Source organism: Neobacillus sp. B24, assembly GCF_055381825.1.
The window spans coordinates 4,042,176-4,068,634 of sequence record NZ_AP035777.1 but is presented as its reverse complement, the minus strand read 5'-3'; the positions used below and the strand labels follow the sequence as shown (position 1 = coordinate 4,068,634).

The following is a 26,459-nucleotide window of genomic DNA, read 5'->3' as shown; positions in this document are numbered from 1 at the left end:
CCAGATTCACTTTTAACCCCTTGGTTTACAATATGCCATTAACCCAAATTTGTTTAGGTAAATGGCATAGAGAAAGGATGAATTTTTGTTTTAAAAGCATGAGAGTGGTAAAAGATGATAATAACTGGCGATTTAACATGAACAATACTATAATTACATAGGACATTATTTTAAAAGCCGCAAAGATAAATGGGCTTTTTAGAAATAGGTAAGGAGTACTTGAATGACAGAAAATAAATTTGAACGATTTAACTTCCAGCCGTTTATTTTGGAGGCATTAAAAAATAAAGGATTTTTTGAACCAACGGAAATACAGGAACGGATGATTCCTGTGGTTATAAAAGGGGAGAGTGCGATTGGGCAATCCCAGACTGGAACAGGTAAAACCCTTGCCTTTGCACTTCCAATTATTGAAAAGATAGAGCCGGAGCGTCAGCAGGTCCAGGCCGTTATTACCGCTCCGACAAGGGAGTTGGCTTCGCAAATTTATCAGCAAATCCTGAAAGTCACCGAACACGGAGATTCAACTCAAAGGATTATAACAAAAATGTATATCGGTGGAACAGACAAACAGCGGACTATTGAAAAATTAAAGGTGCAGCCTCATATCGTTGTCGGCACGCCAGGGCGGATACATGATCTTGTTAATGAACAGGCGCTTTTTATTCATACTGCCAAGACGCTTGTTGTGGATGAAGCGGATATGATGCTTGATATGGGCTTTATTGAGGATGTAGACCGCGTTGCTGCAAGAATGCCTGAAGGACTGCAAATGCTTGTTTTTTCAGCAACCATTCCGGAAAAGTTAAAGCCATTCTTAAAGAAATATATGGAGAATCCAAAACTCATTCAAATTGAACCAAAAAGAAAAACAGCGGAAAATTTAGTTCATTATTTATTACCATCAAGACACCGTGATAAAAAAGAGCTTGTCCATGAAGCATTACTAGCCTACAACCCGTATCTAGCGATTGTATTTACAAACACAAAGAAAATGGCAGAGGAAGTAGCACAGTTTTTGAATCAGAAGGGCTTGAAAGTGGGGCGCGTCCATGGCGACTTAAGTCCTCGGGAACGGAAAAAGATGATGAAGCAAATCCAGGACTTAGAGTATCAATATATTGTTGCTACCGATCTGGCTTCAAGAGGTATTGATATTGAAGGTGTAAGTCATGTGATTAACTATGAACTGCCAAGTGATTTGGATTTTTATATTCATCGGGTCGGTAGAACGGCGCGGGCTGGAAATACCGGAATGGCCCTGACAATTTATACTTTGTCAGATGAGGATGCACTAAACCACCTTGAAAAAATGGGGATACAATTCAAGAATGTGGACTTGAAAAACGGCGAGTTTATTGAATTAGAAAATCGCAATCGCCGCAAAAACCGAGTGAAACAGGAAGATGAGACTGATAAATTGGCAAAATCAGTCGTAAAAAAACCAAAACAAGTGAAACCGGGATATAAAAAGAAAATGCAAGCGGAAATGGACAAAATCAAAAAACGTCAGCGGAGATTAAATAAAAAGAAATAAGGGATGGAGAGGAAATGCAATGCTAAAAATAGGTTCTCACGTTTCAATGAGCGGAAAAGGGATGCTGCTTGCTGCAAGCGAGGAAGCCGTATCATATGGCGCCAATACCTTTATGATTTATACTGGTGCACCGCAGAATACAAGAAGAAAGAAAATTGAAGACTTGAATATTGATGCGGGAAGAAGACATATGGAGGAAAATGGCATATCGGAAATCGTCGTGCATGCTCCCTATATCATCAATATTGGCAATACAACCAATCCCGATACTTTTGAACTTGGGGTCCGGTTCCTGCGCTCGGAAATTGAGCGGACAGAAGCCCTCGGAGCCCGGCAAATTGTCCTTCACCCAGGTGCACATGTCGGTGCTGGAACAGAGGCGGGAGTTATGAAAATAATTGAAGGGTTAAACGAAGTTTTAACAGGAAAAGAAAATGTTCAAATTGCATTGGAAACCATGGCCGGAAAAGGATCAGAGTGTGGCAGATCATTTGAGGAACTAGCAATGATTATCAATGGGGTCCATCATAACGATAAGCTTTCCGTTTGCTTTGATACGTGCCATACCCATGATGCCGGCTATAATATTGTTGAGGATTTTGATGGAGTTTTAAATGAATTCGACAAAATTGTTGGTGTTGATCGGCTAAAGGTGCTTCATATTAATGACAGTAAAAATCCAAACGGTGCAAGAAAAGACCGCCATGAAAATATCGGCTTCGGCCATATCGGTTTTAAAGCTTTAAATTATATCGTTCATCATCCACAACTAAAGGATGTACCTAAGATCTTAGAAACCCCGTTTGTTGGGGAAGATAAAAACAATAAAAAAGCTCCTTATAAGCATGAAATTGCTATGCTTCGCGGTGAAAGCTTTGATGAAGACCTGCTCAAAAAAATCATGCAAGAGTAACAAAAGATTAAAAGCTGTGCGCTCTGCACAGCTTTTATTTCTTTTATTTTCTTTAATAGTTCACCGCGTTAATTTAATATAATATTATTAATAAATAGACTATTCGATATGTCTGTTGATTTGCGCTCCAGGCACTTCGCTTTCCGCGGGCGTGCCCGGGAGCCTCCTCGGCGCTAGCGCCTGTGGGGTCTCCCACTGCCCCGTACTCCCGCAGGAGTCTTCGTGCCTTCCGCGCAAATCAACAGGTGTTATTAGTAAGACAAGCAGCTCAACCAATAATTTATATAAAATAAGTGGTGAATTTAAGCCAAAAGAGTCTAGCCAGAGTGAATATGAATCTGTATCTATTGATGAATTAGTTCCGGATGATCACCTTCTTCGTTTAATTGATAAATATGTAGACTTCTCATTTCTTCTTGAAAAGGTACATCCCTTTTATAGTAATGGTAACGGCCGTCCGTCCGATTCCCTAAATGGAAATTTACATATGACAAAGAACGGGGTCTTTATATTTGCCCTAATAACCAAGAATTACCTACAAGACAACAACCCGTAAGGGTTATAGATAATACAAATCTGATTTGAGAAGATGTGAAAGCTGTCCATTTTTACCCCAATGCACACGTTCAAAAAATAAAGTAAAAGTAGTGACACGACATGTTTGGGAGGAATATAAGGAAAAAGATAAGAGTAAATCGCTTATCTAAATCAGGTAAATAGTTATATAAATTTAAAGGAAGGGGAAAAATTGAGCGAAGCTTCGCAGACTCAAAAGAGCTGCATGGGCTTCAATACTGCCGGTTGAGGGGAATAAAAAAAGCAAGTGAGCAGGCTCTTCTAACTGCTGCTTGCCAGAACATGAAAAAGATTGCGACCCACTTATTCAGACTGGAAAAGGTGTGTTGCAATTCTTTAGGTTGATTATCTCCTGTTGATTGGAGCGGAAGGTGCGAAGACTCCTGCGGGAGTACGGGACAGGGGAGACCCCGCAGGCGCGGAACGCGCTGAGGAGGCTCCCCGAACCGCCCGCGGAAAGCGAAGCACCTGGAGCGGAAATCAACAGACCCATAGCAGGGACAATTTTAATGTAATCGGCTTTTCAATTTCCAATAAAAATAAAAAATTGCCGAGAAGCAAGTATACCCTTTCTCGACAATCTGAAAAGCTGTGCAGGGTGCACAGCTTTATTTTTTTGCTAATTCCATAAATAATTTATTTACGTCGCGGGCGGTTTGTGGTCCTGCGGCTTTGGCGATTTCTCGGATTAATTGAGCACGCTGGCCATCGTCAAAGATATTGATGTTTTTTCCTCTTAAGTATTGTGCAATTTTTTTGGCCTGGACTCGGCTTACTGCAATATTAAATTGATCAGCATACTTCATCAATTCCTCAGCAGTAATAGTATTTATTTTATGATTAATGATGCTTTCAAAAATCTTCACCCTGAATCACTCCTCCATGATAATTTATGAAAAATCGAAAAGGAGTGTGACTACGGTAAAGAAGGCAGTTATACTTTACAATCAAAAATAGCTATTGTATACTACTTGAAGTTAAATCGTAATGATTCTTAAAATTAAAGGTGATGGTAAAAACGATGAACTCCATTATCGAACTAAACCAATTATTTTATCGATATGAAAACGAACTTGTTTTAGAGAATGTCAGTATAACGGTCCCAGAGGGTGCCTTTTTGGCCATTGTCGGTCCCAATGGTTCAGGGAAATCGACATTGCTCAAGTTGATTCTTGGCCTGCTTAAGGTGCAAAAGGGAGAAATTCACCTGTTTGGTCAAGAGATAAATAAATTTAAGGACTGGCAGAAAATCGGCTATGTTTCCCAAAAGGCCAATTCCTTTAATACAGGTTTTCCCGCTACGGTTTTTGAGGTTGTCGCGAGTGGTTTGACGAAAAAGCTTGGCCTGTTTACCTTTTTTAAAAAAGAACATGCGGAAAAAGTTCTGGCAGCACTTGATGCCGTTGACATGAAATCCTTCAAAGACAGAAACATTGGCGAGTTGTCCGGCGGGCAGCAGCAACGTGTTTTTATTGCCAGGGCCCTAATTGGTGAGCCAAAGCTGCTTATACTTGATGAACCAACGGTCGGGGTAGATGCAGGTAATGTCAATGCCTTTTATCAAATGCTAAGTGATTTAAACAAGAGGAACGGTATTACCTTGCTCCTAGTTACCCATGATATTGGCACAATATCAGACCGTGTGTCACATGTGGCCTGTTTAAATAAACAGCTGCATTTTCATGGGAATGTACAAGAATTCGAGCAGCTTCAAAGAGAAGATATGTCGAAGGTCTATGGTCATGATATTCAGCTGCTTCATCACCACCACGAACACGGGGGAGTCTTAAAGTGATTTCAGGAATTTTTCAATATGAATTTTTGCAAAACGCCTTTTTGACAGGTATCCTGATTGGTATTCTTGCTCCACTGCTAGGAGTCTTTATTGTAGTAAGAAGACTTTCTCTCATCGCGGATGCCTTGAGTCATGTGACTTTGGCAGGGATTGCTGCCAGCCTGCTGATTGAAAAAAGCTTTGCAGCCATGGTGGGGTTAAATCCCCTGTACATGGGAATGGTGTTTTCCGTCGGCGGTTCCTTGTTTATTGAGAAACTTAGAGGTGTTTACAAGCATTATCAAGAATTGGCAATCCCGATTATCCTGTCGAGCGGAATTGGATTGAGTGTCATTTTTATTTCACTAGCAAACGGCTTTAATACAGATTTATTCGGTTATTTATTCGGTAGTGTATCGGCTGTTAGTCGAACGGATTTATGGGTTATTTTGACGATTAGTGTTTTGGTGATACTAACTATTATTTTGTTGTATAAAGAATTATTTTTATTGTCCTTTGATGAAGAATTTGCCAAAGCTTCGGGCCTCGCTGCAAAAAGTCTTCATTTTATCTTTATTGTAATGGTGGCACTCGTGATTGCGGCATCGATGAGAATCGTTGGGATTATGCTGGTTTCTTCGTTGATGACTCTTCCTGTTGCGGCAAGTATTCGCATTGCTAATGGATTTAAGCAGACGATCTTTTTTTCAATCCTATTCGGGGAAATTTCGGTAATATGCGGGTTATTCGCAGCCTATTATTTGGACTTGGCACCTGGCGGAACAATTGTCATGTTATCTGTGATCATTTTAGTGGTTGCCATCTTTTATAAAAAAATAAAGGTTAACAGCAGATTTTCGGGAGGTGCAAAACAGTGAACGTAAATGATGCCCTGCAATATTTAAAGGAAAATGGATTTAAGCAGACAGGTAAACGGGAAGATATGCTGCAATTGTTTGCCCAAAGCGATAAATATTTAACGGCAAAGGATGTATTAGATCAATTAAAGGATGATTATCCAGGTCTTAGCTTTGATACCATTTACCGTAATCTCTCGCTTTTTGTAAATATGGGAATCCTGGAAATGACCGAATTATCCGGAGAAAAACATTTCCGTTTTAGTTGTTCGCAGCATCATCATCACCATCATTTTATTTGTTTAGCATGTGGCAAGTCGAAAGAAATTGAAACATGCCCGATGGACGGCTTAAGTGAAAACCTAAAAGGATATGATATTTCAGGGCATAAATTTGAAATTTATGGCCGCTGCCCTGAGTGTATCCAATGAAAAAAACAGCTTGAAAATAATTCTAAAGGGTTCACTTAAAGGGTGCACGAAGACAAATTGACACACGAAATGGCATACGAATTGACGTATGCCATTTTTGTTGTCGTACCAAGGGTTTAGAGGGTGTTTCAAGAAGAATTAACAGGGTAATAAATAAGTTAAATAGCAAGGGACAATACTTATTGTACAACGAAAAATTAATGTCAAATTAAATGCAATTTTTAATGCCAAAACCGGTGCCAGTTGGGGAGTCTTTGGCTACAGAAATAGTGAATACCCAGTGAGTTCGGTCGCCAATAGAGGGTCTTGGCTACCAAAATGGTGAAAATCCAGTGAGTTCAGTCGCCAATAGAGGGTCTTAGCTACCGAAATAGAAAACACCCAGTGAGTTCGGTCGCCAATAAGGGGTCTTGGCTACCGAAATAGTGAATACCCAGTTGAGTTCGGTCGCCAATAGAGGGTCTTAGCTACCGAAATAGTGAAAATCCAGTGAGCTCGGTCGCCAATAAGGGGTCTTAGCTACCGAAATGGTGAAAATACAGTGAGTTCGGTCGCAATAGAGGGTCTTAGCTACCGAAATAGTGAAAATCCCGTGAGTTCGGTCGCCAATAGAGGGTCTTAGCTACCGAAATGATGAAAATCCAGTGAGTTCGGTCGCCAATAAGGGGTCTTGGCTACCGAAATAGTGAAAATCCAGTGAGCTCGGTCGCCAATAGAGGGTCTTAGCTACCGAAATAGTGAAAATCCAGTGGATTCGGTCGACAATAGAGGGTCTTAGCTACCGAAATAGAAAACACCCAGTGAATTCGGTCGCCAATAGAGGGTCTTAGCTACCGAAATAGAAAACACCCAGTGAGTTCGGTCGCCAATAGAGGGTCTTAGCTACCGAAATAGTGAAAATCCAGTGAGCTCGGTCGCCAATAGAGGGTCTTAGCTACCGAAATAGTGAAAATCCAGTGAGCTCGGTCGCCAATAAGGGGTCTTAGCTACCGAAATGGTGAAAATCCAGTGAGTTCGGTCGCCAATAGAGGGTCTTAGCTACCGAAATAGTGAAAATCCAGTGAGTTCAGTCGCCAATAGAGGGTCTTAGCTACCGAAATAGTGAAAATCCAGTGAGTTCGGTCGCCAATAAGGGGTCTTGGCTACCGAAATGAAGAAATCTTAGAAAAAGACGTGCCCAGTTCACTATTTCAATACACCAAAGTTTGCTAAATCATCCTAAAAAAGAGTGCCATCTCATTTCAAAAAAGCACTCTTTTCTATGTTATTTTGTTTTGAAATTCTCGGGCATTTGCTATGCCAAAACAAGGTCATGCACCTCTAAAGTGAACCCTTTAAAATAATTCAAGCTGTTTTTTTATTATCGTTTTGACGCGGCTATTTCCCGTAAACCATCCTGGCGTTTTAACCAATTTTCCACCCAATGATAAGCTTCATACCAATTTTTGACGCGAATGACTCCGTTAGGGAGAGGGTCTTGGTTATAGGGTGTATTAAACAATATGACAGGAATCCCGCATGCTTCATGGAGCATAACAGCATTGTCATGCTTATCCTCGAAGAAAATATCGATTTTACACTTTTTTGCAGTCTCCACTTTATCATGTGAACCAATCAGTTCAATTTGATGATAAGTAAGACCCTGGTTTAAAAACCAATTTTTTGTGACGTCAAGCAAATGGGCACCCCTGGCACTAATAAAAACGAGTTCATGTTCATTTTCCCATTTAGTTAACACTGCCTTAGCACCTTCAGCTGGTGGTGAATGTTCATAAATGATTGGTTCTGAGTTGGTAAACCATTTAGCGAACTCATCCTCAGGAACATTCACAAATGGATTTAAATCGTATTGTGTAACATCCTCATAGGCAAGGTTTAAATTAAATGCACGATTAATAAACGGCAACATCGATTTTGGACAGGTTACGGTTCCATCAATATCGATTCCAAGTCGTCTTTTCATTTTTTGTTCACCTTCAAATCATATCTCTAATTATTTTACCAAAGAAACGCAGGCAAAAAAGATATTATTTTAATGAAAATTTTATATGTAAATGAAATGACTACCTAGTTTATACAAACATTGACATAGTAAAAACACGTTCTAGGCTAACAATAATAAATGCTCCTATCATTGAAAGTGAGGGATTTTGATGGCAGATGAACGAGACACGAAAGTGCAGGAGGCTCTCCGCAGTCCTATCATCGGAGAGAAAATTCCAAACTCTCCTTCCGATTTTCGGGAAGAGACAGCTTCGGAAATCGCTACACCTGTAACAACTCAATCCTCCAGGTATAAGGAAGAAACAGCTTCGGAATTCGGTTCTAACCTTCCAATGGTGGTTTCGCTCAAAAAGGACGAACCGAATACAAAGCGGGGAGCATCGGTTCCAATTCGTTCGCATCATCGGGAAGAGACCGCTGCTGAGATTGCAGCACCTGTCCCATTAGTAAGAAACCGTGAGCAAGGCAATCAGAGGGATAATGGACAGGCTCAAGCAATGGGAGGAGCGGGTCTAGGTACACTGGCACTCGTCCTATCCATTTTGTCCTTATTTGTTTTGCCAATCCTGTTTGGCGCAGCGGGTATTGTGCTTGGATTTGTCGCAAGACGCAGAGGCTCAGAAGGACTTGGTGCTTGGGCAATTGGAATTGGAGCGGTATCGATTATCATCGGTATCTTCATTCTTCCGTTTTTTTAAATAGGAGCAAAAAAGAAACCCGGTTTCTGCCGGGTTTCTTTCATATTATCTGGTTAATTTCTCTTCTTCCGCTTTTTTCTGGAAGTATTCTTCAGCAACTTTGTCGATTTCCTTCTTCAGTTCTTCGACCATTTCTGCCTCTGGTACTTTGCGGACGATTTGGCCCTTTCTAAATAACAAACCTTCGCCGCGGGCACCGGCAATTCCAATATCCGCCTCACGCGCTTCTCCAGGGCCGTTTACAGCACAGCCCAATACGGAAACTTTGATTGGCGCTTTAATATGTTGGATGTACTCTTCAACTTCATTCGCAATGCTAATTAAATCAATTTCAATACGGCCGCAGGTTGGGCAGGAAATTAATGTTGCAGCATTGGATGAAAGGCCGAACACCTTTAATAACTCACGGGCCACTTTTACTTCCTCAACAGGATCAGCACTAAGAGAAACCCTTAGAGTGTTTCCAATTCCTTTGCTGATAATGGCACCTAATCCTGCCGCGCTTTTTACAGTTCCCGAGAAAAGGGTTCCAGACTCGGTAATACCCAAGTGTAACGGATAATCAAATGCTTGGGCCGCTTTTTCGTAGGCTTCAATTGCCAGATTCACATCGGAGGCTTTCATCGATACGATAATGTCGTGAAAATCCAAATCCTCCAGTATTTTAATATGATGCAGGGCACTCTCAACCATACCATCTGCGGTAGGATAGCCATATTTATCAAGGATTCTCTTTTCAAGCGAACCGGCATTTACCCCAATACGAATTGGAATCCCTTTTTCTTTGGCTGCCTTTACAACCGCTTCAACCTTTTCTTTCCTGCCAATATTCCCTGGATTAATTCTGATTTTGTCTGCTCCGCCTTCAATTGCTTTGAGGGCCAATTTATAATCAAAATGAATGTCTACGACCAGTGGAATATTGATGCGCTTTTTAATTTCCGGAATGGCATTGGCCGCTCTTTCGTCAGGGCATGCGACGCGGACAATTTGACAGCCTGCTTCTTCTAGCCGCTTTATTTCAGCAACCGTTGCCTCAACGTCATGAGTCTTGGTTGTCGTCATGCTTTGGATAATAATTTCGTTATTACCGCCAATTGTCAAGTTCCCTACTTTTATTGGTCGGGTTTTGGTGCGATGTATAATTTCACTCACGTGTAATTCGCTCCTTCAGCTGGATTGAATAATAAATTTTAAAAATACAATTCATTACAATTGTATCTCCAGCCGCTATTTTTGACAAGGATAAGGATTCCTACCTATTAGTTTGAGTAATCGGGAAAATGATATGTAGACCCTATTTGGATTTTTTCTGGACTTTTCCCAGGATTTAAAGTTTGAAAATCCTTAATTAAAACGGAAATGGACACAGGCAGCGACTTTCCCAACTGATGTTCGACAATGGAAATGACGGTTTCCCCTGGTTTTACCTTTTCTGTAAAGGAAGGAATATCAGTTTTAGGTGACGGAGTATTAGGTTCTGTATTATTATTTACTTCAACCTGTGCATTAGAAGTGGATGGAAGAGTGCCAACTGTTAAATCAAAATAAACGACATATATAATTAAAATGGATAGGAGTAACCAAAATAGTTTTTTCATCGGACAAGCCTCCAAATAGAAAATTACTAATTCGTATGCTTGTCCAATCAATAATAGAACAAAAAAAAGAAAAAGCACCACAAATGGGTGCCGTTTAGCTGCTTTTTTTCGGTTTGGGGATTTCATTGATGGCCAACAGTAATACAATCAAAACAACAGACCAGTTAATCAAAGAACTGTTTGGTACAGTTGTTTTTAGTGCGGTCATGATTGTAAAGAAAAGGGTTGGCAATGTTTCACTATAAGCTGCCATTCTCCAGAGTTGGCCGTAATTTAATCTTCTGCCTAAAATGTTCTTTAATGCCAGACCAAGTAAAGCCACAATCGATACCTCTATAAAACTGGCTGCACTTGAAAACAAATAAATGAAAATAGAAATAATAGAAATGATAATTCCTTTTGAACTGCTTATGTTATGAAGGAAATCAAGCAGGTTGTTCTTTGACAAATCTAGCCCCTGCATCATGGAATATGCGTAAGACTCACTTTGTCCGCCTGCTGCGATAACAAATTCATCCTTTAATAGGGCGAATGCATCCCCCTCATCAGCCACTTCATCACGGGAGATAGCTCCAGTCGGATCGAGGATAAATGTAAAGTCTTCTTTATCGAGTGTCACAGGAACCTTAGTATCGGCTGTAAGCTGTCCATTTTTAATTGCAAAGTCCGGTGTTTCCTCTTCGATAAAGGTTTTGGCAGATTCTAATCCTGACGATAGGGCTGTACCGAAAAAAATGATGGAAGGGAGGACAGAAATAAGTGTCAGGAAAAATACATAGAGAATCGTTTTCCCAATCCCCTGAAACCGAAACAGGGCAATATCCTTTGGGGAATATATACTTTTTACAAATTGTTTAAAAATATTCATAATGACCACCTTCACATAGATTCACCATTCTATTGTAGCGGTTGTAAGGGAGATACACAAGAAAGACCGCCACAATAGGGCGGTCTTTGTTATTGTCTAGCTTCACAAGGAAGGCTGTGTCAGCATAGGCATCGCTCTTCTAGTTAATTCCACAGATTTCGTAGGCGCAATTCTGGCAATCGACTTCACGTTTGAGGTAGTGGATATCTTTTATCGTAATCTTTTGGTTATCATAGGCGATAATATCTTGATCCCGCAATTCCTTTAAGGCTCGTTGAATGACTTCTCGAGTTCCATAAGTTAAATTAGCCAGCTCCTGATGTGTCAGCGGCAAATCAATTAGAATGCCATCTGATGTTACAATTCCATAGGAATTGCACAGCCTGATCAGAATTGAGTATAGACCGCCTTTTTTTCCGTTCATGATCAAATCCTGGCATTTCATTTGTGCCTTTAAATAGCTGGTCGACAACCAGGCTGCAAGGGCGGTCATTGCCTCCGGATCAGTCAGGATAAAGTTTTCGAACTCTTCCCGCTTAATAAATAGCAACTCGCAATCACTTAATGTCTTTGCGTAAAATTGATATCTTGGGTTACTCTTAAATAACGGATATTCCACAATTAGTTCACGATTATTTAATACTTTCAAAATAAAATCTTTCCCTCGTAAATGGACGCGTCCGAGGGCAATACTTCCACTTAACAGGATATAAACATATTGGGCAGGGTCTTTCTCTTGAAACAGAACAGAACCAGCCTTCAACTTCTGTACCGGTTCAGTTTTATTAAAAAAATGATACAAAAGGCTGTTAATTGAATTCACTGTTTTTTGCATGCCAGCCACTCCTTTTATCCCTCATAATTTGATTAAAAAGAATTATAAACTGCATGTCAATATAGTGTTTACATAAATTGGAAGGCAGAAATTGCTGCTATGACAAAAATCGTTGACAGAATGCGAGCTAAGGGAATCATGACAATTTTTCGAATTATGACAAATGACCTATAAATGGGTATAAACGATAGGAAAAAGGGTATTTTATATATGGTGGAATCGAGCATATTATTTGAAACGATAACACTTATTTGGTAATCTTAACTAAAAGCTTTAGAATATTCTAAAAGTCTACTGTGATATTAGGAATGCCTAAAGCAAAAAAATTATCTTTACATAGGAGGAATTTTCCATGGCATTTGAATTACCAAATCTGCCTTACGCAGAAGATGCACTTGAACCACATATTGATAAGGAAACAATGAATATTCACCACACAAGACACCACAACACATACGTGACTAATTTAAACAATGCTTTAGCAGGAAATGAAGAGTTGCTTTCTAAATCCGTTGAAGAAGTAATCTCAAACCTTGACGCCGTACCGGAATCAGCTCGTACAGCTGTTCGCAACAATGGCGGTGGTCACGCAAACCACTCTCTTTTCTGGACGATTCTTTCTCCAAATGGCGGCGGCGCACCAACTGGTGAGTTGGCAGACGCAATCAACAATAAATTTGGAAGCTTAGAAGCTTTCAAAGAAGAGTTCGCGAAAGCGGCTACTACTCGCTTTGGTTCTGGCTGGGCTTGGCTATCAGTCAACAATGGTGAATTGGAAGTAAGCAGTACTCCAAACCAGGACTCTCCATTAATGGAAGGCAAGACACCAATCCTTGGCCTTGATGTTTGGGAGCATGCTTATTACTTAAAATATCAAAACAAACGCCCTGACTATATCGGCGCATTCTGGAATGTTGTTAACTGGGACGAAGTAGCAAAGCGTTACAGCGCTGCGAAATAATTGAAAATTAGTATTAAAAAAGACAGCCTAATAAGCTGTCTTTTTTTATAATCCAGCTCCAGCGCCTAGCCAGTTTTCACCCTGAATATGCTTCCTTGCGTATCTTGCGAGAAGCGATAGTTTTGAGCAGCTCGAGGTCTTAAGCCGTCCCCCTCCGGAGGGCAGGCCCGTCCTGCGGGGTACGTCTTAAGCTTGTCGGGGCTGACCACTAAGGGAAGCTACTTAGAGAATATGCTTCGCAGGAACAAGCTGTGCTTGTTCCGAAGGCGCTTCCGCTTTTTAATGCATAAGAACAAGCAGCTTGTTAAAGACTACCCTTTAAGAAAAAGGGGAGTTTTTAATGGCAAAAAAATTAAAATTACTAGGTGATGTCGAGTTAACAAGGGATTTGTCACTGCTTTTAATTATTGGCGGCCTGTATTCACTAAGCGTTGCGTTATCAAATACGTTTGTAAACATTTACTTATGGAAGCAAACCGGGAAATACTCTGATTTAGCGCTTTATAATCTGTCCATTGTCGTGTTGCAGCCTTTAACCTTTATTCTGGCCGGCCGCTGGGCAAAGAAAATTGACCGTGTCATTGTGCTTCGGATTGGTGTGATTTTTCTAGCCTGTTTTTATTTGGCTGTCTTAATTACAGGTTCAAAAGCCTCCACCTATTTATTGGTATTAGGAGGTCTCCTTGGAGTGGGCTATGGTTTTTATTGGCTTGCCTACAACGTACTGACCTTTGAAATTACTGAACCAGAGACGAGAGACTTTTTTAATGGTTTTTTGGGGACATTATCCTCTCTTGGGGGGATGATTGGGCCTATCGCGGCCGGAATCATTATAACCAGATTTGAAAAGTTCACTGGCTATACGATTGTGTTTGGCTTGTCACTATCCTTATTTGCTTTGGCAGTAATCTTAAGCTTCTCCTTGAAACCTAGACCTGCACAAGGCAAATACTGTTTTAAACGCATAATTCAAGAAAGAAAACAAAATGAAAACTGGCGTCTCGTAACCAATGCCCACTTTTTTCAGGGTCTTAGAGAAGGGACGTTTTTATTTGTCATCTCGGTGTTTGTTTATATTTCAACAGGGAGTGAACTGGCTCTCGGAACCTTCGGTTTGCTTAATTCCGGGATATCCTTTGTGGCGTATTACTTGGCCTCTAGACTGATCAAAAAAGATTATCGAAAAAAAGCAATTTTAATTGGTGGCTTGATTCTTTATGCAGCTGTATTGGTGATCGTATGGGAAGTGAATTATGCCAAATTGCTAATTTACGCAGCCATGATTGCGATTGCCTACCCAGTGTTGCTTGTACCTTATATTTCGACCACTTATGACGTAATTGGCATTGGCTGGAAGGCAGCGGAAATGAGAATCGAGTATATCGTGGTTCGAGAAATATTCCTCAATATCGGCCGAATTGTTTCCATTCTGGCCTTCCTTGGAGCAGTTACCCTGTTTAATGAAGAAAAAAGCATTCCGATTTTATTATTATTTTTGGGTGCCGGCCATTCGTTGATTTATTTATTTATAAAAAGGGTTCAGTTGCCTGCAACCTAATGCGATGAGGATTTTACTCATCGCATTTTTTTGTTTCGCTAATTTGTCTAAATTGGTAAGTGTTCCTCATAGAAAAAAAACGGACAATCCTTTAAAATAGAAAAGGTTAAAGGAAGAGGAGGTGCACTTCGCCCTTGAATAAAAAGAAAAAGAAAAAATCTCAGGTTCCATTTCGCTTGAATGTATTGTTTTTCATTGTGTTTATGCTTTTTTCAATTTTAGTCCTACGACTAGGTGAACTGCAAATTGTATTCGGGGAAGATTTTAAGCGGGAAATCGAACGGACCGAGGATATTACCGTTAGTAACCCTGTCCCACGTGGAAAAATATTTGACACCAAGGGGAACATTATTGTTGACAACACTCCGTTAAATGCGATTACTTATACGAAATCTCAAGATACAAGCCAAGAAGCAATGCTTGAAACTGCGGAAAAACTAGCAAAAATAATTAATATGGATACAGAAAAAATTCCAGTACGTGATAAAAAAGATTTCTGGATTATTAAACATCCTAAACAGGCAAAAGAAAAAATTACAGAAAAAGAATGGGCTCAATATAAGCAAAAGAAATTGGAAGACAAAGATATTTACAAATTGCAGCTAAAACGGGTTACAGATGAGGAAATCAACAGTATCCAAGGTGAAGACCTGGAAACACTGGCGATTTATCGGAAATTTAATAGTGGTTATGCTTTAACACCGCAAATCGTCAAAAACAAAGATGTAACACCAGGTGAATTTGCAGCTGTGAGTGAAAATCTGGAGAGCCTCCCAGGTGTGGATACAACAACGGATTGGGACCGATTATATGTATCAGGCAATACACTGAAATCCATCCTCGGGGATGTGTCTTCCTCTGAGTCTGGTCTTCCTAAGGACCAATTGGAAAAGTATCTTGCCAAGGATTACAGCCGCAATGACCGGGTTGGAAAGAGCTATCTTGAACTGAAATATGAAGATGTTTTACATGGAGAGAAGGCAAAAGTAAAAAATATCACCGATAAATCAGGGAAAGTATTATCTACCGAAGTAATCTCTGAGGGTAAACGGGGCAAGGACTTAGTGTTAACGGTTGATATGGACTTGCAAAAACAGGTGGAACAAATTATAGAAGAAGAAATGTGGGCTGCCAAGCAGAAATATGCAAGTTCAGCTCTAATGGACCGTGCCTTCGTGGTCGTCATGAATCCAAAAACAGGTGAAGTGCTTTCACTGGCGGGAAGACAAATTGTCAAAGATAAAGAAACCGGCAAACCTGAAATGCGTGACTATGCCCAAGGAACCTTTACATCTTCATATGCAGTTGGGTCATCGGTCAAAGGCGCTACGATCTTGACGGGATATCAAACCGGAGCGATTAGTCCGGGAACCGTCCTTTTGGATGAACCATTGCGTATCGCAAGCACGAAGGAAAAATCCTCTTGGAAGACGTTCGGCTCGATTAATGATTTGAGGGCGCTCCAGGTTTCATCGAACGTTTATATGTTTAAAACAGCAATCGCGATGGCTGGCGGACATTATGTTCCAAATAAACCGCTGCCTCTTGATTATACGGCATTTAATACGATGAGAAGATACTTCAGTCAATTTGGTCTGGGTGTTCGAACGGGAATTGATTTGCCAAATGAAATGACCGGATTCCCAGGTTCAGAAAAAACACCAGGTTTACTGCTTGACCTTGCAATTGGTCAGTATGACACATATACACCGCTTCAGCTTGCGCAGTACGTTTCAACGATTGCCAATGGCGGTTATCGGATTCAGCCGCATATTGTAAAAGAAATTCGTGATCCGGTAATGGAAAATAATGAAGTAGGACCAATTATTAAAGAACTGGAGCCTAAAGTGTTAAATCGCATCGATATGAAAGAAGATTGGGTTAAGCGGGTTCAGGAAGGATTCCGCATGGTTATGCAAGTTGGCGACGGAACCGGTGTCGGCCATTGGAAGAGCGCCGACTATAATCCAGCGGGAAAAACTGGGACTGCCCAGGCTTTTTATGACGGCTCTGACAAATCAAAACGAATGACTCCAGTAACAAATTTAAGTCTTGTTACCTTTGCACCATATGATAATCCCGAGGTGGCCATGGCAGTTGTTGTCCCATGGGCCTATGAAGGGCACAGCGGTCCAAGTATTAACCATTTAATCGGCCGCAGGGTAATGGATGCCTATTTTAATTTAAAGAATTCTCGTCAAGATGCTGCAGGAACAGATCAGAGTATAGAAAATGTGGTCGATCCATCTACACAGCAAACTGGACAATAAAGATCAAAACCTGTCTCGATTCGAGGCAGGTTTTTTTGATGAATTTACAAAACTCATACATTGATTTACATAAGCTTTACATTTCATTAAAACCCCGTTTACAGACATTCGATATTCTTGTACTTGTAAGGAAAACACGTACAGTCTAAATCATAGGGGGAAAAAACATAATGAAAACTTTGAAAAAAGTAAGCCTATCAATTCTGACAGCAGGAATAATGATGTTCACGGCAGCGTGTGGAAGTGCTGATAATGCCGGTGACACTGGAAATAACGATAAAAATTCGGGGGAATTATCGGGTTCATTGGTCATTTCCGGTTCATCAGCCATGCAGCCTTTAATTGCGGCTGCTGCAGAAGAATTCATGGCTGAAAATCCAAAGGTTGATATCCAAGTAAATGCAGGCGGTTCTGGGACAGGTTTATCACAAGTTTCTGAAGGATCTGTACAAATTGGTAACTCCGATGTTTTTGCTGAAGAAAAAGAAGGAATACCAGCTGATGAATTGGTCGATCACAAGGTTGCTGTAGTTGGGATGACAGCTGCAGTTAATCCGAAAGCTGGAATTAAAGATATTAAGAAAGAAGACTTAATTAAAGTATTTACCGGAGAAATCACAAACTGGAAAGAACTTGGCGGTAAAGATCAAAAGATTGTACTTGTAAACCGTCCAGACTCTTCAGGTACTCGTGCGATTTTCAATCAGTTTGCACTTGATGGGGCTACACCTGCAGAAGGTATCACAGAGGACTCTTCAAATACAGTTAAAAAGATTATCAGCGAAACTAATGGCGCGATTGGATACCTTGCATTCTCTTACTTTACTGATGATTCTATAACAGCTCTTGCAATTGATGGTGTAAAGCCGACTGAGGAAAATGTGCAATCAGGTAAATTCCCGGTTTGGGCTTATCAGCATTCTTATACAAAAGGTGAAGCAGAAGGATTGGCAAAAGCGTTCTTGGATTATTTAATGTCAGATGAAATTCAAACTACCTTACTAATAGAGCAAGGGTATCTGCCTGTAACAAAAATGAAAGTAGAACGTGATTTTGAAGGAAATCAGAAAGACATCTAATACAAGCATCTTAGTATGGCTTTAACAAAAGGGGTAAATGCAGCTGCTTTACCCCTATTACGACGTATTTAGAGGAGTTTGGTTTATTATGGAGAAACTTCTTCCTGCAAAAGACAGATTACTTAAGTCAAAAAAGAGTGGATTGAATGGCGAATTCCGTGGGAAAATGATCGTTATTTTATGTGCAATTATCATGATATCGGCTACTATTTCCATTACTCTTTTCTTAGGAACAAAGGGATTGCAATCATTTACTAAAAATGGAATCAATATCATCGAGTTTTTAACCAGCACAAAATGGAATCCAACAGATAAAACAAATCCTGCATATGGAGTTCTTCCGTTTATTTTCGGTTCCTTTGCCGTCACCTTTCTCGCCGCACTTGTTGCGGCGCCACTAGGAATTGGCGGAGCTATCTTCATGACAGAGATTGCACCGTCATGGGGGAGGAAAATCCTCCAGCCGGTGGTCGAATTGTTAGTCGGAATTCCATCAGTCGTATATGGATTTATTGGTTTATCGGTTTTGGTTCCGCTTATAAGAGATCATGTCGGCGGTTTGGGTTTTAGCCTGCTGGCAGGGACCATTGTCCTTTCCATCATGATTTTGCCAACCATCACGACAATTGCAACGGATGCTATGAGTTCGCTTCCGAACCATCTTCGTGAAGGGTCCTACGCCTTGGGGGCGACAAGATGGCAAACGATACGAAAAGTGCTCATTCCAGCAGCGATGCCTTCACTTTTGACTGCAATCATTCTCGGGATGGCAAGGGCTTTTGGTGAGGCGTTGGCCGTTCAGATGGTTATCGGAAACGTGAGAGGCTTGCCCTCAAGTATCTTGGAGGCATCCGCGACATTAACGACCATTATTACATTAAATATGGGCCATACCACATATGGCAGTGTAGAGAATAACACGCTTTGGTCAATGGGTCTGATACTGTTAATCATGTCCTTTGCCTTTATTCTCCTCATTCGTTATCTGTCATCAAGGAGGAAATTACGATGAATAGTAAAAGTGCAGACAGGATTGCGACGGGTGTTTTTATCGCAATCGCTATTATCATTGTTACCATTCTAGCCGGATTATTTTTCTATATTTTCATAAATGGATTTAAATATATTTCGTTTGACTTTCTAACATCCCCATCTAGTAATGTACGAGCGGGGGGAGGCATTCGCGATCAACTATTTAACTCGTTTTACATTTTGTTTATCACGATGCTGATAACCGTTCCAATCGGCATAGGCGGCGGGATTTATATGGCTGAATACGCGAAGCCCGGTAAGGTAACAGACTTAATTAGAACCTGTATCGAAGTATTGTCTTCTTTGCCTTCCATTGTCATTGGTATGTTCGGATTACTGATTTTTGTAAACACAACTGGCTGGGGTTATACCATTTTGGGCGGCGCATTAGCCCTGACGATATTCAATCTTCCAACGATGGTACGTACGACTGAGGACGCCATCAGGGCTGTTCCTCGCGATTTAAAGGAAGCAAGTCTTGCTTTAGGTGTTACCCATTGGCATACGATCATAACGATTATTTTGCCGGCAGCATTCCCTTCTATTTTAACAGGAGCCATTCTTGCTGCGGGCCGGGTATTTGGTGAAGCTGCGGCACTCTTATTTACTGCAGGCTTATCGACACCAAGACTAGATTATACAAACTGGAATCCTTTTTCAGAGCAGTCACCACTGAATATTTTCCGCCCTGCCGAGACATTGGCGGTTCATATATGGTCTGTCAATACACAAGGGTTGATTCCCGATGTAGATGAAGTTGCCAGCGGTTCTTCAGCCGTTCTTGTCTTTTCAGTGTTGATTTTTAATTTAATGGCCCGATGGATTGGAAGTTTGATCCATAAACGGGTATCAGCGACTAAATAAAAGGTGGGATCCTTAAATGGTAACAGCGGTAAAGGAGAGACCGAACTTGGAGTCAACTATTAAACCAACTGGTGTGTTCGAGAGTAAATATATTATCACAGTTAAAGATTTAGAGATTTTTTATGGGGAAAAACGGGCAGTAAACGGAATTTCCCTGGACATTGAGGAAAATTCTGTGACCGCGCTAATCGGTCCGTCTGGTTGTGGAAAGTCAACATTTCTCCGCAGTATTAACCGAATGAATGATTTAATTCCCGGTGCAAGAGCAGCAGGTGAAATTATCTATGAAGATTTGAATATTTTATCTGATGATATCAATGTTGTGGCGTTAAGGAAAGAAATTGGCATGGTATTTCAAAAGCCAAACCCGTTTCCAAAGTCCATTTATGAAAATATTACACATGGCTTAAAGTTTGCCGGAACCAGAAAAAAAAGCAAGCTGGATGAAATTGTCGAAGAAAGTTTGCGCAAAGCGGCTTTGTGGGATGAGGTGAAGGATAGGCTTCACAAATCGGCCTTGTCACTGTCGGGGGGACAGCAGCAGCGCCTTTGTATCGCCAGAACGATTGCCATGAAACCGACTGTAATCCTGCTGGATGAGCCGTCATCAGCACTTGATCCGATTTCCAATGCCAAAGTGGAAGACTTAATTGTCCAATTAAAAAAGGATTACTCGATTATCATTGTTACTCATAATATGCAGCAGGCATCCCGAATATCTGACAAAACGGCCTTCTTCTTGAACGGAGATTTAATTGAATACGACAAAACGGAGAAACTTTTTACCAATCCTTTAGTAAAGAAAACAGAAGAATACATTTCCGGACGGTTCGGATAAGGGGGGGAGAACTTTGGCCATTCAAATTTTAACGAGAGACATTTTTGATGTGAAAGACCTGAACCTTTGGTACGGTGATCATCATGCATTGAAAAATATTGATATCCCAATTCAAAAGAAAGAAGTTACCGCCATGATTGGACCTTCAGGTTGCGGGAAATCCACATTTCTAAAGACGCTTAATCTAATGAATAAAATGATCCCGACTGTAAAAATAACCGGGGAAGTAAATTTTGACGGTCAAAATATTTTAAATTCAAATACAGACCTAGTAGAACTGCGAAAGCATGTCGGGATGGTATTCCAAAAGGGAAATCCATTTCCACAATCTATTTACGATAATGTTGCCTTTGGTCCGAGAATTCACGGAACTAAGAAAAAAACCCATTTGGATGAAATTGTTACAAAGGCGTTGATGGATGTAGCACTATGGGATGAAGTGAAAGACCGCCTGCATGCCCCGGCATTGGGTCTCTCAGGAGGACAGCAGCAGCGCTTGTGTATTGCCAGAGCCCTTGCAACCAAGCCGGATGTGCTATTAATGGATGAACCAACCTCGGCACTGGACCCGATTTCTACCTTGAAGATTGAAGAATTAATCCTCGAATTAAAAGAAAAGTATACGATTGTCATTGTTACTCATAACATGCAGCAGGCGGCACGAGTCTCGGACAAAACAGCTTTCTTTCTTATGGGTGAGTTAATTGAAGTAGATTTAACTACCCGGATTTTCTCAATGCCAAAGGATTCACGTACTGAAGACTATATTACCGGCAGATTCGGATAATGGAGTGAAGAGCATGAATACGAGGACTAATTTTGATAACAACTTAAAACAATTAAAACAAATGCAGCTGGAAATGGCCGGAATAGCAGAAATGAGAATTAAGGATTCGATGCAGGCCCTGCTTAATCAGGATATCGAACTAGCGAAACAGGTAATAGCTGGTGACAATGAGATTGATGAACTAGAGCTTGAAATCAATGAAAAAGCGTTGATGCTGATTGCTACAGAATCTCCTGTAGCAAAGGATTTACGAAAAATAAATGTGGCCTTAAGGGTGTCGTCAGAAGTTGAGCGAATGGGGGACATGGCGGTAAATATTGCAAAATCTGTTGTTCATATTGGAAATGAGAAACCGATTAAAGAGCTGGTAGATATACCAAAGATGATGGAAATGGCTTTGGAAATGGTGGCGGATGCGCTGACGGCTTTTTATACAGAGGATATTTCGATTGCCAAAAAATGCGCTCAAAAGGATGATGAGGTCGACCGATTGTTTGGGGAACTCATTCAGGAATTAATGAGCTATATCCCAAATAACCCAAATTCAACTAATCAAATTATTCAGTTGTCATTCGTTTGCCGCTTTATTGAAAGAATTGCCGACCACTCCACAAATATCGCGGAAAATATTGTTTTTCTAGTCACCGGTGAACATAAAAATTTAAATAAATAATTGCTCCTTCAAGATGAGGCTGTATGCTTCATCTTCTTTTTTTTAGGCAAAATACGACAAATTGCGTTTATTGTCTGTCCAACATTCTAATGTTACGATAAATAAGCAGGTAAAAGGAATAATCTGTTTCTCTTAACATATATTGATAGGTTGTGGATTGGAGGAAGCTATGACTAAGCCGGAATTATTCACTCCTCAAAAGGGTGAACTTAAAATAAAACTTGTGACTCCTGAAAAAATGTTACTCTTTTGGGATTCCTCCCAATTACCAAAAACGATTGTTAGATTATTTTTTAGTACTCCTTTTGATAATCTGGTTTCTGTTGTAAGGATATTTGATGTGACGGATGTCCTTTTTAACGGGAGTAATGCCCATCATTATTATGAGCTTTCTGTACCTTATCAACATGGCCATTGGTTTGTTAAAGGATTAATAGCAAATCGGAGCTATGTGGCGGAATTAGGTGTACATTTGCCGGAAACAGGATTCTTCCCTGTGTTCCGATCAAACTGCATTAGAACGCCTTCAGCGGGTATCCTGGATGGTCATGCATTCCGTCAGGATTTATTACAATTGAAACGTCACGAAGAGAGCCCGCCAAAATGGGTAAATCATGTTAGTACCTATAGTTATTATGAGGAATCAAAAGTCATGGAGGAGAAAAATGCCTAAACCGTCTGTTCCTGAGGTTGTCTTAAACCCAAATTTGGCACAATGTTCTGGTCTGAAAATTTTGATGCTCTGTTGGGAGTATCCCCCAAATGTCGTTGGTGGACTTTCAAGACATGTCTATAGCTTATCTGTGCACTTGGCTAAAATGGGTTGTGATGTTCATGTTATAACAGCAGGGAACAACGAGCTTCAGGACTTTGAACTAATAAATGGGGTTAAGGTACATCGTGTTATTCCAATCAATGATCAGGATCCAAGTTTTCTATCGTGGATTGGCGGCCTCAATCTTGCAATGGCGTTCAAGGCAGAAAAATTGGCGGAAGAAACCCGTTTCCATTTGATACACGCCCATGACTGGCTAGTAGGTGTTGTCGCTATTGCTATTAAGGAACTATTATCCATCCCGCTGTTGACGACGATTCATGCGACGGAGCATGGAAGAAATAATGGAGTTTATACGGAAATCCAGAAGTTTATACATTCAAAAGAGCAGCAATTGATTGGCGCCTCTGATCAAATTATTGTATGCAGCGATTATATGAGGAAACATCTTTCAACTGTTTTTGATGTTGAGGCTGACTCAATAGCAACAATCCCTAACGGGGTTGATGCACCCGGCAATACTCTGGATGCAGGAGAGCAATTTCCGGAACTTCAAAATCGGAGATACATTGTATCAGTAGGAAGAATTGTCAAAGAAAAAGGTTTTGAAACGATTATTGAGGCTGCAGGGATTGCTAAGGAAAAGGGATGGGATTACTTTTTTGTAATTGCTGGTAAAGGGCCAATGCTCGATATTTATCGAAGGCAGATCAAGGGAAGAAAGTTAACAGATCATATTGCTTTTGTTGGATATATTTCGGAGGAACAAAGAAATGCCCTTATTGCTGGCAGTGAATTATCAGTAATCCCAAGCTTATATGAACCGTTCGGCATTGTTGTACTGGAATCTCTTGTTTTGGCCAAACCAACAATTGTTTCGAATACGGGTGGAATGAAAGGAATTGTAAAGCATCTGCAAACCGGGCTTTTGATGAACCCGGGGGACCCTGAAAGTATGCTGGAGCAAATTCAATTGCTTGTAGAGAACCCTATACTTGCCAAAGAAATTGGCTTAAAAGGCAGGGAGATTGCCAAAAGTTTGTACGGCTGGAATCGAATTGCTTCGGAAACGGCCAGAGTCATGAAGGATACTGTCATTGATATGCAAGTTAACGAATCCTAAGATAAAAAATCTTCAATAGGGGGGTGTAAAAATGATGAATTTCACCAAAACTCAAAATAAAAATATCCTTCCAAATACAATGGATCAGCTTCAATTTGTTCCTGGTGTCTGGGTTAATGGTAAATATTTCTGGCTGCAAAATAGTACCGAGAAGGTTATTTATGATGAGTCGATGACAATTCATGTAAAGCAGGAACAGGTTCACTCTAAAATACGCTTTTCTACTATTTTTGTAGGTAATCACGGCCATGTTAAGAAAGAATTGAAAGTATTAGTCATGCACCACTTTTCACATCTCAATCAAGATAGCTTAACATTTATTTCACCAACAGATAATATGATTTTTCATCATGCTGGGGAGCAGACCTTTCTTGTAAATGCTGCTTACAAAGAAAAGGGATTGAAGGAATATACAACTATCCCATTATGGAGTGCGTATACCGATCAAATCTGGAGTTCAATCCACAAAGGCACCTTAAAATACCAGCCAATGGTTAAAGGACCTGCCGCCAGTATTTTTGCTATCAGCATGACAATCCCTCCAAAGGAAACAATAAAAATGAAGGTTTGGTCCATTACGGGAACTAGTAAAAATGAATTAATCTCCATGGAACAAGGACTTTTAAATTGGCTAGCTACAGCGCCTAGGGGCTCGGGGTCATAAGCCAATCCGTCAAGCAGGCTAAAGAGCAGCCTTCTCGCCGGCTCGTCTTATGCCTGTCGCCCCTGGACAAGGCGCTTCCGCTTTTCTTTAAAAACACACTAGCATTTCCTAATGAAAAATGATATTATAGAAAAGTCGTATGAACGAACAGCTTAATTGTTTGGAGGGAAATAAACATGCGTGTAAATATTACGTTAGCTTGCACTGAGTGTGGAGACCGTAACTATATTTCAAACAAAAATAAACGTAACAACCCAGATCGTCTTGAGCTTAAGAAATATTGCCCAAGAGAAAAGCGTACAACTGTACACCGCGAAACAAAATAAGCAGCAGGGCTTCCTGTTGCTTTTTTTGTTGCAAAATTTTGGGGAGGTTTAATTGATGGACGATAAAAAAACAATCCGTAAGCGCATGAAAGAATTGCTTTCTGGGCTTTCTAAACAAACTTATGAGGATTATTCAAATAAAATTGCCCAAAACCTTTACCAACAGGAAGAGTGGATGGAATCGAAAATAATTGGTATTACCATCTCCAGGAAACCGGAAGTCGATACATACCCTATTATTACGAAAGCATGGCAAGAGGGAAAGTGTGTTGTCGTGCCAAAGTGCAGCCCAGAGAATAAAAACTTATCATTTCGAACATTAACTGATTTTTCTCAACTGGAATCTGTTTATTTTGGATTGTTGGAGCCAATTATAGAAGAGACTGCAGAAATTAATCCGGAAGAGATAGACCTTCTTATCGTTCCTGGTTTGGCCTTCACTCGGGATGGGTTTCGGCTGGGTTTTGGCGGCGGCTACTACGATCGCTTTTTGGCAAATTTCAATGGCAATACAGTTTCACTTGCTTTTAGTGAACAAATCATCCGGCAGTTTCCTATCGAAGAGTTTGATATTCCAGTATCAAAAATTATAACTGTTAGAGAGGTTATTCACTAATATGATGGAGGCAGTCCTTATCATTGCTGTCATCCTCATTACAGGCATTACCGGTTATCGGGTAAAATCGCTGACAACCTCGGGTGCGGTCGCAGCTTTCGTAGTTGGGCTTGCTGTATATGCAGGCTTTGGAGCGAAAGGGTTATTTCTTTTAGTCATATTCTTTGCAACTTCAAGTTTGTGGTCAAACTATAAAAGTGCAGCGAAAAGGTCAGTGGAGGAAAAATTGGCCAAAGGGGCAACTCGGGACTGGCGCCAGGTTTTTGCCAATGGCGGAACAGCGGCTTTTTTTAGTATCCTTTATTTCCTTCATCAAGATAGCATCTTGTTAGTTGGATTCCTTGTTGCGCTTGCGAGTGCCAATTCGGACACATGGGCTTCCGAGATTGGCAGCTTAAGCAAAAGGGATCCGATTTATATCCGTACCTTCCAGCGAGTGGACAAGGGAACCTCTGGAGCAGTCAGTCCGCTGGGTAGTTCCGCAGCACTTTTAGGGTCACTGATTATTGCTCTCGGTAGTTTATGGTTATTTAGCCTAGAGCTTGTTGTTTGTTTGCTGGTGTTTATCTTAGGTTTTCTTGGGAATGTGATTGATACTTTAACCGGCGCATATTATCAGCAAGTTTATATTTGCCGGCAGTGTAGGATTGAGACGGAAAAAAGAGAACACTGCGGTCAGCCAACACGCCGAATAAAAGGCATTGCCTTAATGGATAATGATATGGTTAATTTCATATCAGGCTTGTTGGCAGCATTACTGGCGATGGGGGTTTATCACTGGTTTTCTTAAGTTTTAGAA

Annotated in this window: 27 protein-coding genes and 2 pseudogenes; 23 read left to right on the top strand and 6 right to left on the bottom strand. The window is 40.6% G+C overall.

What is annotated here, in order from left to right:
* Window positions 1-223: 223 nt before the first annotated feature.
* The 4 genes and pseudogenes from ACZ43M_RS20230 to ACZ43M_RS20215 all read left to right on the top strand — a co-directional run.
* Window positions 224-1,537, top strand: a complete 1,314-nt coding sequence (locus tag ACZ43M_RS20230) for a DEAD/DEAH box helicase (protein ID WP_464504309.1) — start codon at window positions 224-226, stop codon at window positions 1,535-1,537.
* 19 nt (window positions 1,538-1,556) lie between these two features.
* On the top strand, window positions 1,557-2,450 hold the full coding sequence (locus ACZ43M_RS20225; RefSeq protein WP_464504308.1) for a deoxyribonuclease IV: 894 nt from the start codon (window positions 1,557-1,559) through the stop codon (window positions 2,448-2,450).
* A 289-nt stretch (window positions 2,451-2,739) separates the two neighbouring features.
* Window positions 2,740-2,913 (top strand): annotated as a pseudogene (locus ACZ43M_RS20220) (transposase); the annotation flags it as partial.
* Between the two features lie 2 nt (window positions 2,914-2,915).
* A pseudogene (locus tag ACZ43M_RS20215) lies at window positions 2,916-3,371 on the top strand (transposase); the annotation flags it as partial.
* Window positions 3,372-3,634: 263 nt separating this feature from the next.
* Here ACZ43M_RS20215 and ACZ43M_RS20210 read toward each other — a convergent pair.
* Complete coding sequence (locus ACZ43M_RS20210; RefSeq protein WP_464504307.1) at window positions 3,635-3,892, bottom strand: DUF2624 domain-containing protein; 258 nt, start codon at window positions 3,890-3,892, stop codon at window positions 3,635-3,637.
* 155 nt (window positions 3,893-4,047) lie between these two features.
* On the opposite strand from ACZ43M_RS20210, the gene ACZ43M_RS20205 reads away from it, so the two are divergent.
* From ACZ43M_RS20205 to ACZ43M_RS20195, 3 genes are read left to right on the top strand one after another with little or no spacing between them, the layout of a single operon-like run.
* Entirely contained in the window at window positions 4,048-4,821 is a 774-nt protein-coding gene (locus ACZ43M_RS20205) for a metal ABC transporter ATP-binding protein (protein ID WP_464504306.1), read from the top strand.
* Complete coding sequence (locus ACZ43M_RS20200; RefSeq protein WP_464504305.1) at window positions 4,818-5,678, top strand: metal ABC transporter permease; 861 nt, start codon at window positions 4,818-4,820, stop codon at window positions 5,676-5,678. The genes ACZ43M_RS20205 and ACZ43M_RS20200 overlap by 4 nt, the downstream gene beginning before the upstream one ends.
* The gene (locus ACZ43M_RS20195; protein WP_464504304.1) at window positions 5,675-6,088 is read left to right on the top strand and encodes a Fur family transcriptional regulator; all 414 of its coding nucleotides are present in this window, start codon (window positions 5,675-5,677) and stop codon (window positions 6,086-6,088) included. The genes ACZ43M_RS20200 and ACZ43M_RS20195 overlap by 4 nt, the downstream gene beginning before the upstream one ends.
* 1,360 nt (window positions 6,089-7,448) lie before the next feature.
* Here ACZ43M_RS20195 and ACZ43M_RS20190 read toward each other — a convergent pair.
* Complete coding sequence (locus tag ACZ43M_RS20190; protein WP_464504303.1) at window positions 7,449-8,051, bottom strand: 5' nucleotidase, NT5C type; 603 nt, start codon at window positions 8,049-8,051, stop codon at window positions 7,449-7,451.
* Between the two features lie 373 nt (window positions 8,052-8,424).
* Between ACZ43M_RS20190 and ACZ43M_RS20185 the strand changes: the two genes are divergently transcribed.
* A complete protein-coding gene (locus tag ACZ43M_RS20185; RefSeq protein WP_464508075.1) occupies window positions 8,425-8,790 on the top strand; it encodes a hypothetical protein in 366 nt (121 codons plus the stop codon).
* A 45-nt stretch (window positions 8,791-8,835) separates the two neighbouring features.
* On the opposite strand, the gene ispG is transcribed toward ACZ43M_RS20185, so the two are convergent.
* The 4 genes from ispG to ACZ43M_RS20165 all read right to left on the bottom strand — a co-directional run bounded on the left by ispG (window position 8,836) and on the right by ACZ43M_RS20165 (window position 12,094).
* Window positions 8,836-9,936, bottom strand: coding sequence for a flavodoxin-dependent (E)-4-hydroxy-3-methylbut-2-enyl-diphosphate synthase (gene ispG / locus ACZ43M_RS20180; RefSeq protein WP_464508074.1), 1,101 nt, complete (start codon window positions 9,934-9,936; stop codon window positions 8,836-8,838).
* 116 nt (window positions 9,937-10,052) lie between these two features.
* The gene (locus tag ACZ43M_RS20175) at window positions 10,053-10,391 is read right to left on the bottom strand and encodes a hypothetical protein (RefSeq protein ID WP_464504302.1); all 339 of its coding nucleotides are present in this window, start codon (window positions 10,389-10,391) and stop codon (window positions 10,053-10,055) included.
* Between the two features lie 94 nt (window positions 10,392-10,485).
* Complete coding sequence (locus ACZ43M_RS20170; RefSeq protein WP_464504300.1) at window positions 10,486-11,259, bottom strand: DUF1189 domain-containing protein; 774 nt, start codon at window positions 11,257-11,259, stop codon at window positions 10,486-10,488.
* A gap of 139 nt (window positions 11,260-11,398) precedes the next feature.
* Window positions 11,399-12,094: a Crp/Fnr family transcriptional regulator gene (locus ACZ43M_RS20165; RefSeq protein ID WP_464504299.1), complete on the bottom strand. Its 696-nt coding sequence runs from the start codon at window positions 12,092-12,094 to the stop codon at window positions 11,399-11,401.
* 352 nt (window positions 12,095-12,446) lie between these two features.
* Between ACZ43M_RS20165 and ACZ43M_RS20160 the strand changes: the two genes are divergently transcribed.
* The 15 genes from ACZ43M_RS20160 to ACZ43M_RS20090 all read left to right on the top strand — a co-directional run bounded on the left by ACZ43M_RS20160 (window position 12,447) and on the right by ACZ43M_RS20090 (window position 26,450).
* Window positions 12,447-13,055 carry a superoxide dismutase gene (locus ACZ43M_RS20160; protein WP_464504298.1) on the top strand — a complete coding sequence of 203 codons (609 nt, stop codon included), beginning with the start codon at window positions 12,447-12,449 and terminating at the stop codon, window positions 13,053-13,055.
* A 340-nt stretch (window positions 13,056-13,395) separates the two neighbouring features.
* On the top strand, window positions 13,396-14,613 hold the full coding sequence (locus ACZ43M_RS20155; protein WP_464504297.1) for an MFS transporter: 1,218 nt from the start codon (window positions 13,396-13,398) through the stop codon (window positions 14,611-14,613).
* A 134-nt stretch (window positions 14,614-14,747) separates the two neighbouring features.
* Window positions 14,748-16,883, top strand: coding sequence for a peptidoglycan D,D-transpeptidase FtsI family protein (locus ACZ43M_RS20150; RefSeq protein ID WP_464504296.1), 2,136 nt, complete (start codon window positions 14,748-14,750; stop codon window positions 16,881-16,883).
* A gap of 170 nt (window positions 16,884-17,053) precedes the next feature.
* Complete coding sequence (locus tag ACZ43M_RS20145) at window positions 17,054-17,962, top strand: phosphate ABC transporter substrate-binding protein (RefSeq protein WP_464504295.1); 909 nt, start codon at window positions 17,054-17,056, stop codon at window positions 17,960-17,962.
* A gap of 88 nt (window positions 17,963-18,050) precedes the next feature.
* Window positions 18,051-18,974, top strand: coding sequence for a phosphate ABC transporter permease subunit PstC (pstC, locus tag ACZ43M_RS20140; RefSeq protein ID WP_464504294.1), 924 nt, complete (start codon window positions 18,051-18,053; stop codon window positions 18,972-18,974).
* Complete coding sequence (pstA, locus tag ACZ43M_RS20135; protein WP_464504293.1) at window positions 18,971-19,858, top strand: phosphate ABC transporter permease PstA; 888 nt, start codon at window positions 18,971-18,973, stop codon at window positions 19,856-19,858. Before pstC ends, pstA begins: the two co-directional genes overlap by 4 nt.
* 16 nt (window positions 19,859-19,874) lie before the next feature.
* The gene (gene pstB / locus ACZ43M_RS20130; RefSeq protein WP_464504292.1) at window positions 19,875-20,696 is read left to right on the top strand and encodes a phosphate ABC transporter ATP-binding protein PstB; all 822 of its coding nucleotides are present in this window, start codon (window positions 19,875-19,877) and stop codon (window positions 20,694-20,696) included.
* Window positions 20,697-20,709: 13 nt separating this feature from the next.
* Window positions 20,710-21,483, top strand: coding sequence for a phosphate ABC transporter ATP-binding protein PstB (gene pstB / locus ACZ43M_RS20125; RefSeq protein WP_464504291.1), 774 nt, complete (start codon window positions 20,710-20,712; stop codon window positions 21,481-21,483).
* Window positions 21,484-21,496: 13 nt separating this feature from the next.
* Complete coding sequence (gene phoU, locus ACZ43M_RS20120; RefSeq protein WP_464504290.1) at window positions 21,497-22,156, top strand: phosphate signaling complex protein PhoU; 660 nt, start codon at window positions 21,497-21,499, stop codon at window positions 22,154-22,156.
* A 169-nt stretch (window positions 22,157-22,325) separates the two neighbouring features.
* Complete coding sequence (locus ACZ43M_RS20115; protein ID WP_464504289.1) at window positions 22,326-22,829, top strand: DUF4912 domain-containing protein; 504 nt, start codon at window positions 22,326-22,328, stop codon at window positions 22,827-22,829.
* Window positions 22,822-24,054, top strand: a complete 1,233-nt coding sequence (locus ACZ43M_RS20110; RefSeq protein WP_464504288.1) for a glycosyltransferase family 4 protein — start codon at window positions 22,822-22,824, stop codon at window positions 24,052-24,054. Before ACZ43M_RS20115 ends, ACZ43M_RS20110 begins: the two co-directional genes overlap by 8 nt.
* A gap of 31 nt (window positions 24,055-24,085) precedes the next feature.
* Complete coding sequence (locus tag ACZ43M_RS20105) at window positions 24,086-24,718, top strand: hypothetical protein (RefSeq protein ID WP_464504287.1); 633 nt, start codon at window positions 24,086-24,088, stop codon at window positions 24,716-24,718.
* Between the two features lie 176 nt (window positions 24,719-24,894).
* Window positions 24,895-25,044 carry a 50S ribosomal protein L33 gene (gene rpmG, locus ACZ43M_RS20100; protein ID WP_082692947.1) on the top strand — a complete coding sequence of 50 codons (150 nt, stop codon included), beginning with the start codon at window positions 24,895-24,897 and terminating at the stop codon, window positions 25,042-25,044.
* Window positions 25,045-25,096: 52 nt separating this feature from the next.
* On the top strand, window positions 25,097-25,660 hold the full coding sequence (locus tag ACZ43M_RS20095) for a 5-formyltetrahydrofolate cyclo-ligase (RefSeq protein WP_464504286.1): 564 nt from the start codon (window positions 25,097-25,099) through the stop codon (window positions 25,658-25,660).
* A gap of 1 nt (window position 25,661) precedes the next feature.
* A complete protein-coding gene (locus ACZ43M_RS20090) occupies window positions 25,662-26,450 on the top strand; it encodes a DUF92 domain-containing protein (protein ID WP_464504285.1) in 789 nt (262 codons plus the stop codon).
* Window positions 26,451-26,459: the final 9 nt, after the last annotated feature.

Coding starts and splice junctions, on each gene's coding strand:
- ACZ43M_RS20230 (WP_464504309.1), top strand. CDS start 224: ATGACAGAAAATAAATTTGAACGATTTAACTTCCAGCCGTTTATTTTG.
- ACZ43M_RS20225 (WP_464504308.1), top strand. CDS start 1,557: ATGCTAAAAATAGGTTCTCACGTTTCAATGAGCGGAAAAGGGATGCTG.
- ACZ43M_RS20205 (WP_464504306.1), top strand. CDS start 4,048: ATGAACTCCATTATCGAACTAAACCAATTATTTTATCGATATGAAAAC.
- ACZ43M_RS20190 (WP_464504303.1), bottom strand. CDS start 8,051: ATGAAAAGACGACTTGGAATCGATATTGATGGAACCGTAACCTGTCCA.
- ACZ43M_RS20185 (WP_464508075.1), top strand. CDS start 8,425: ATGGTGGTTTCGCTCAAAAAGGACGAACCGAATACAAAGCGGGGAGCA.
- ACZ43M_RS20175 (WP_464504302.1), bottom strand. CDS start 10,391: ATGAAAAAACTATTTTGGTTACTCCTATCCATTTTAATTATATATGTC.
- ACZ43M_RS20170 (WP_464504300.1), bottom strand. CDS start 11,259: ATGAATATTTTTAAACAATTTGTAAAAAGTATATATTCCCCAAAGGAT.
- ACZ43M_RS20165 (WP_464504299.1), bottom strand. CDS start 12,094: ATGCAAAAAACAGTGAATTCAATTAACAGCCTTTTGTATCATTTTTTT.
- ACZ43M_RS20160 (WP_464504298.1), top strand. CDS start 12,447: ATGGCATTTGAATTACCAAATCTGCCTTACGCAGAAGATGCACTTGAA.
- ACZ43M_RS20155 (WP_464504297.1), top strand. CDS start 13,396: ATGGCAAAAAAATTAAAATTACTAGGTGATGTCGAGTTAACAAGGGAT.
- ACZ43M_RS20145 (WP_464504295.1), top strand. CDS start 17,054: ATGAAAACTTTGAAAAAAGTAAGCCTATCAATTCTGACAGCAGGAATA.
- pstC (WP_464504294.1), top strand. CDS start 18,051: ATGGAGAAACTTCTTCCTGCAAAAGACAGATTACTTAAGTCAAAAAAG.
- pstA (WP_464504293.1), top strand. CDS start 18,971: ATGAATAGTAAAAGTGCAGACAGGATTGCGACGGGTGTTTTTATCGCA.
- pstB (WP_464504292.1), top strand. CDS start 19,875: ATGGTAACAGCGGTAAAGGAGAGACCGAACTTGGAGTCAACTATTAAA.
- phoU (WP_464504290.1), top strand. CDS start 21,497: ATGAATACGAGGACTAATTTTGATAACAACTTAAAACAATTAAAACAA.
- ACZ43M_RS20115 (WP_464504289.1), top strand. CDS start 22,326: ATGACTAAGCCGGAATTATTCACTCCTCAAAAGGGTGAACTTAAAATA.
- ACZ43M_RS20110 (WP_464504288.1), top strand. CDS start 22,822: ATGCCTAAACCGTCTGTTCCTGAGGTTGTCTTAAACCCAAATTTGGCA.
- ACZ43M_RS20105 (WP_464504287.1), top strand. CDS start 24,086: ATGATGAATTTCACCAAAACTCAAAATAAAAATATCCTTCCAAATACA.
- rpmG (WP_082692947.1), top strand. CDS start 24,895: ATGCGTGTAAATATTACGTTAGCTTGCACTGAGTGTGGAGACCGTAAC.
- ACZ43M_RS20090 (WP_464504285.1), top strand. CDS start 25,662: ATGATGGAGGCAGTCCTTATCATTGCTGTCATCCTCATTACAGGCATT.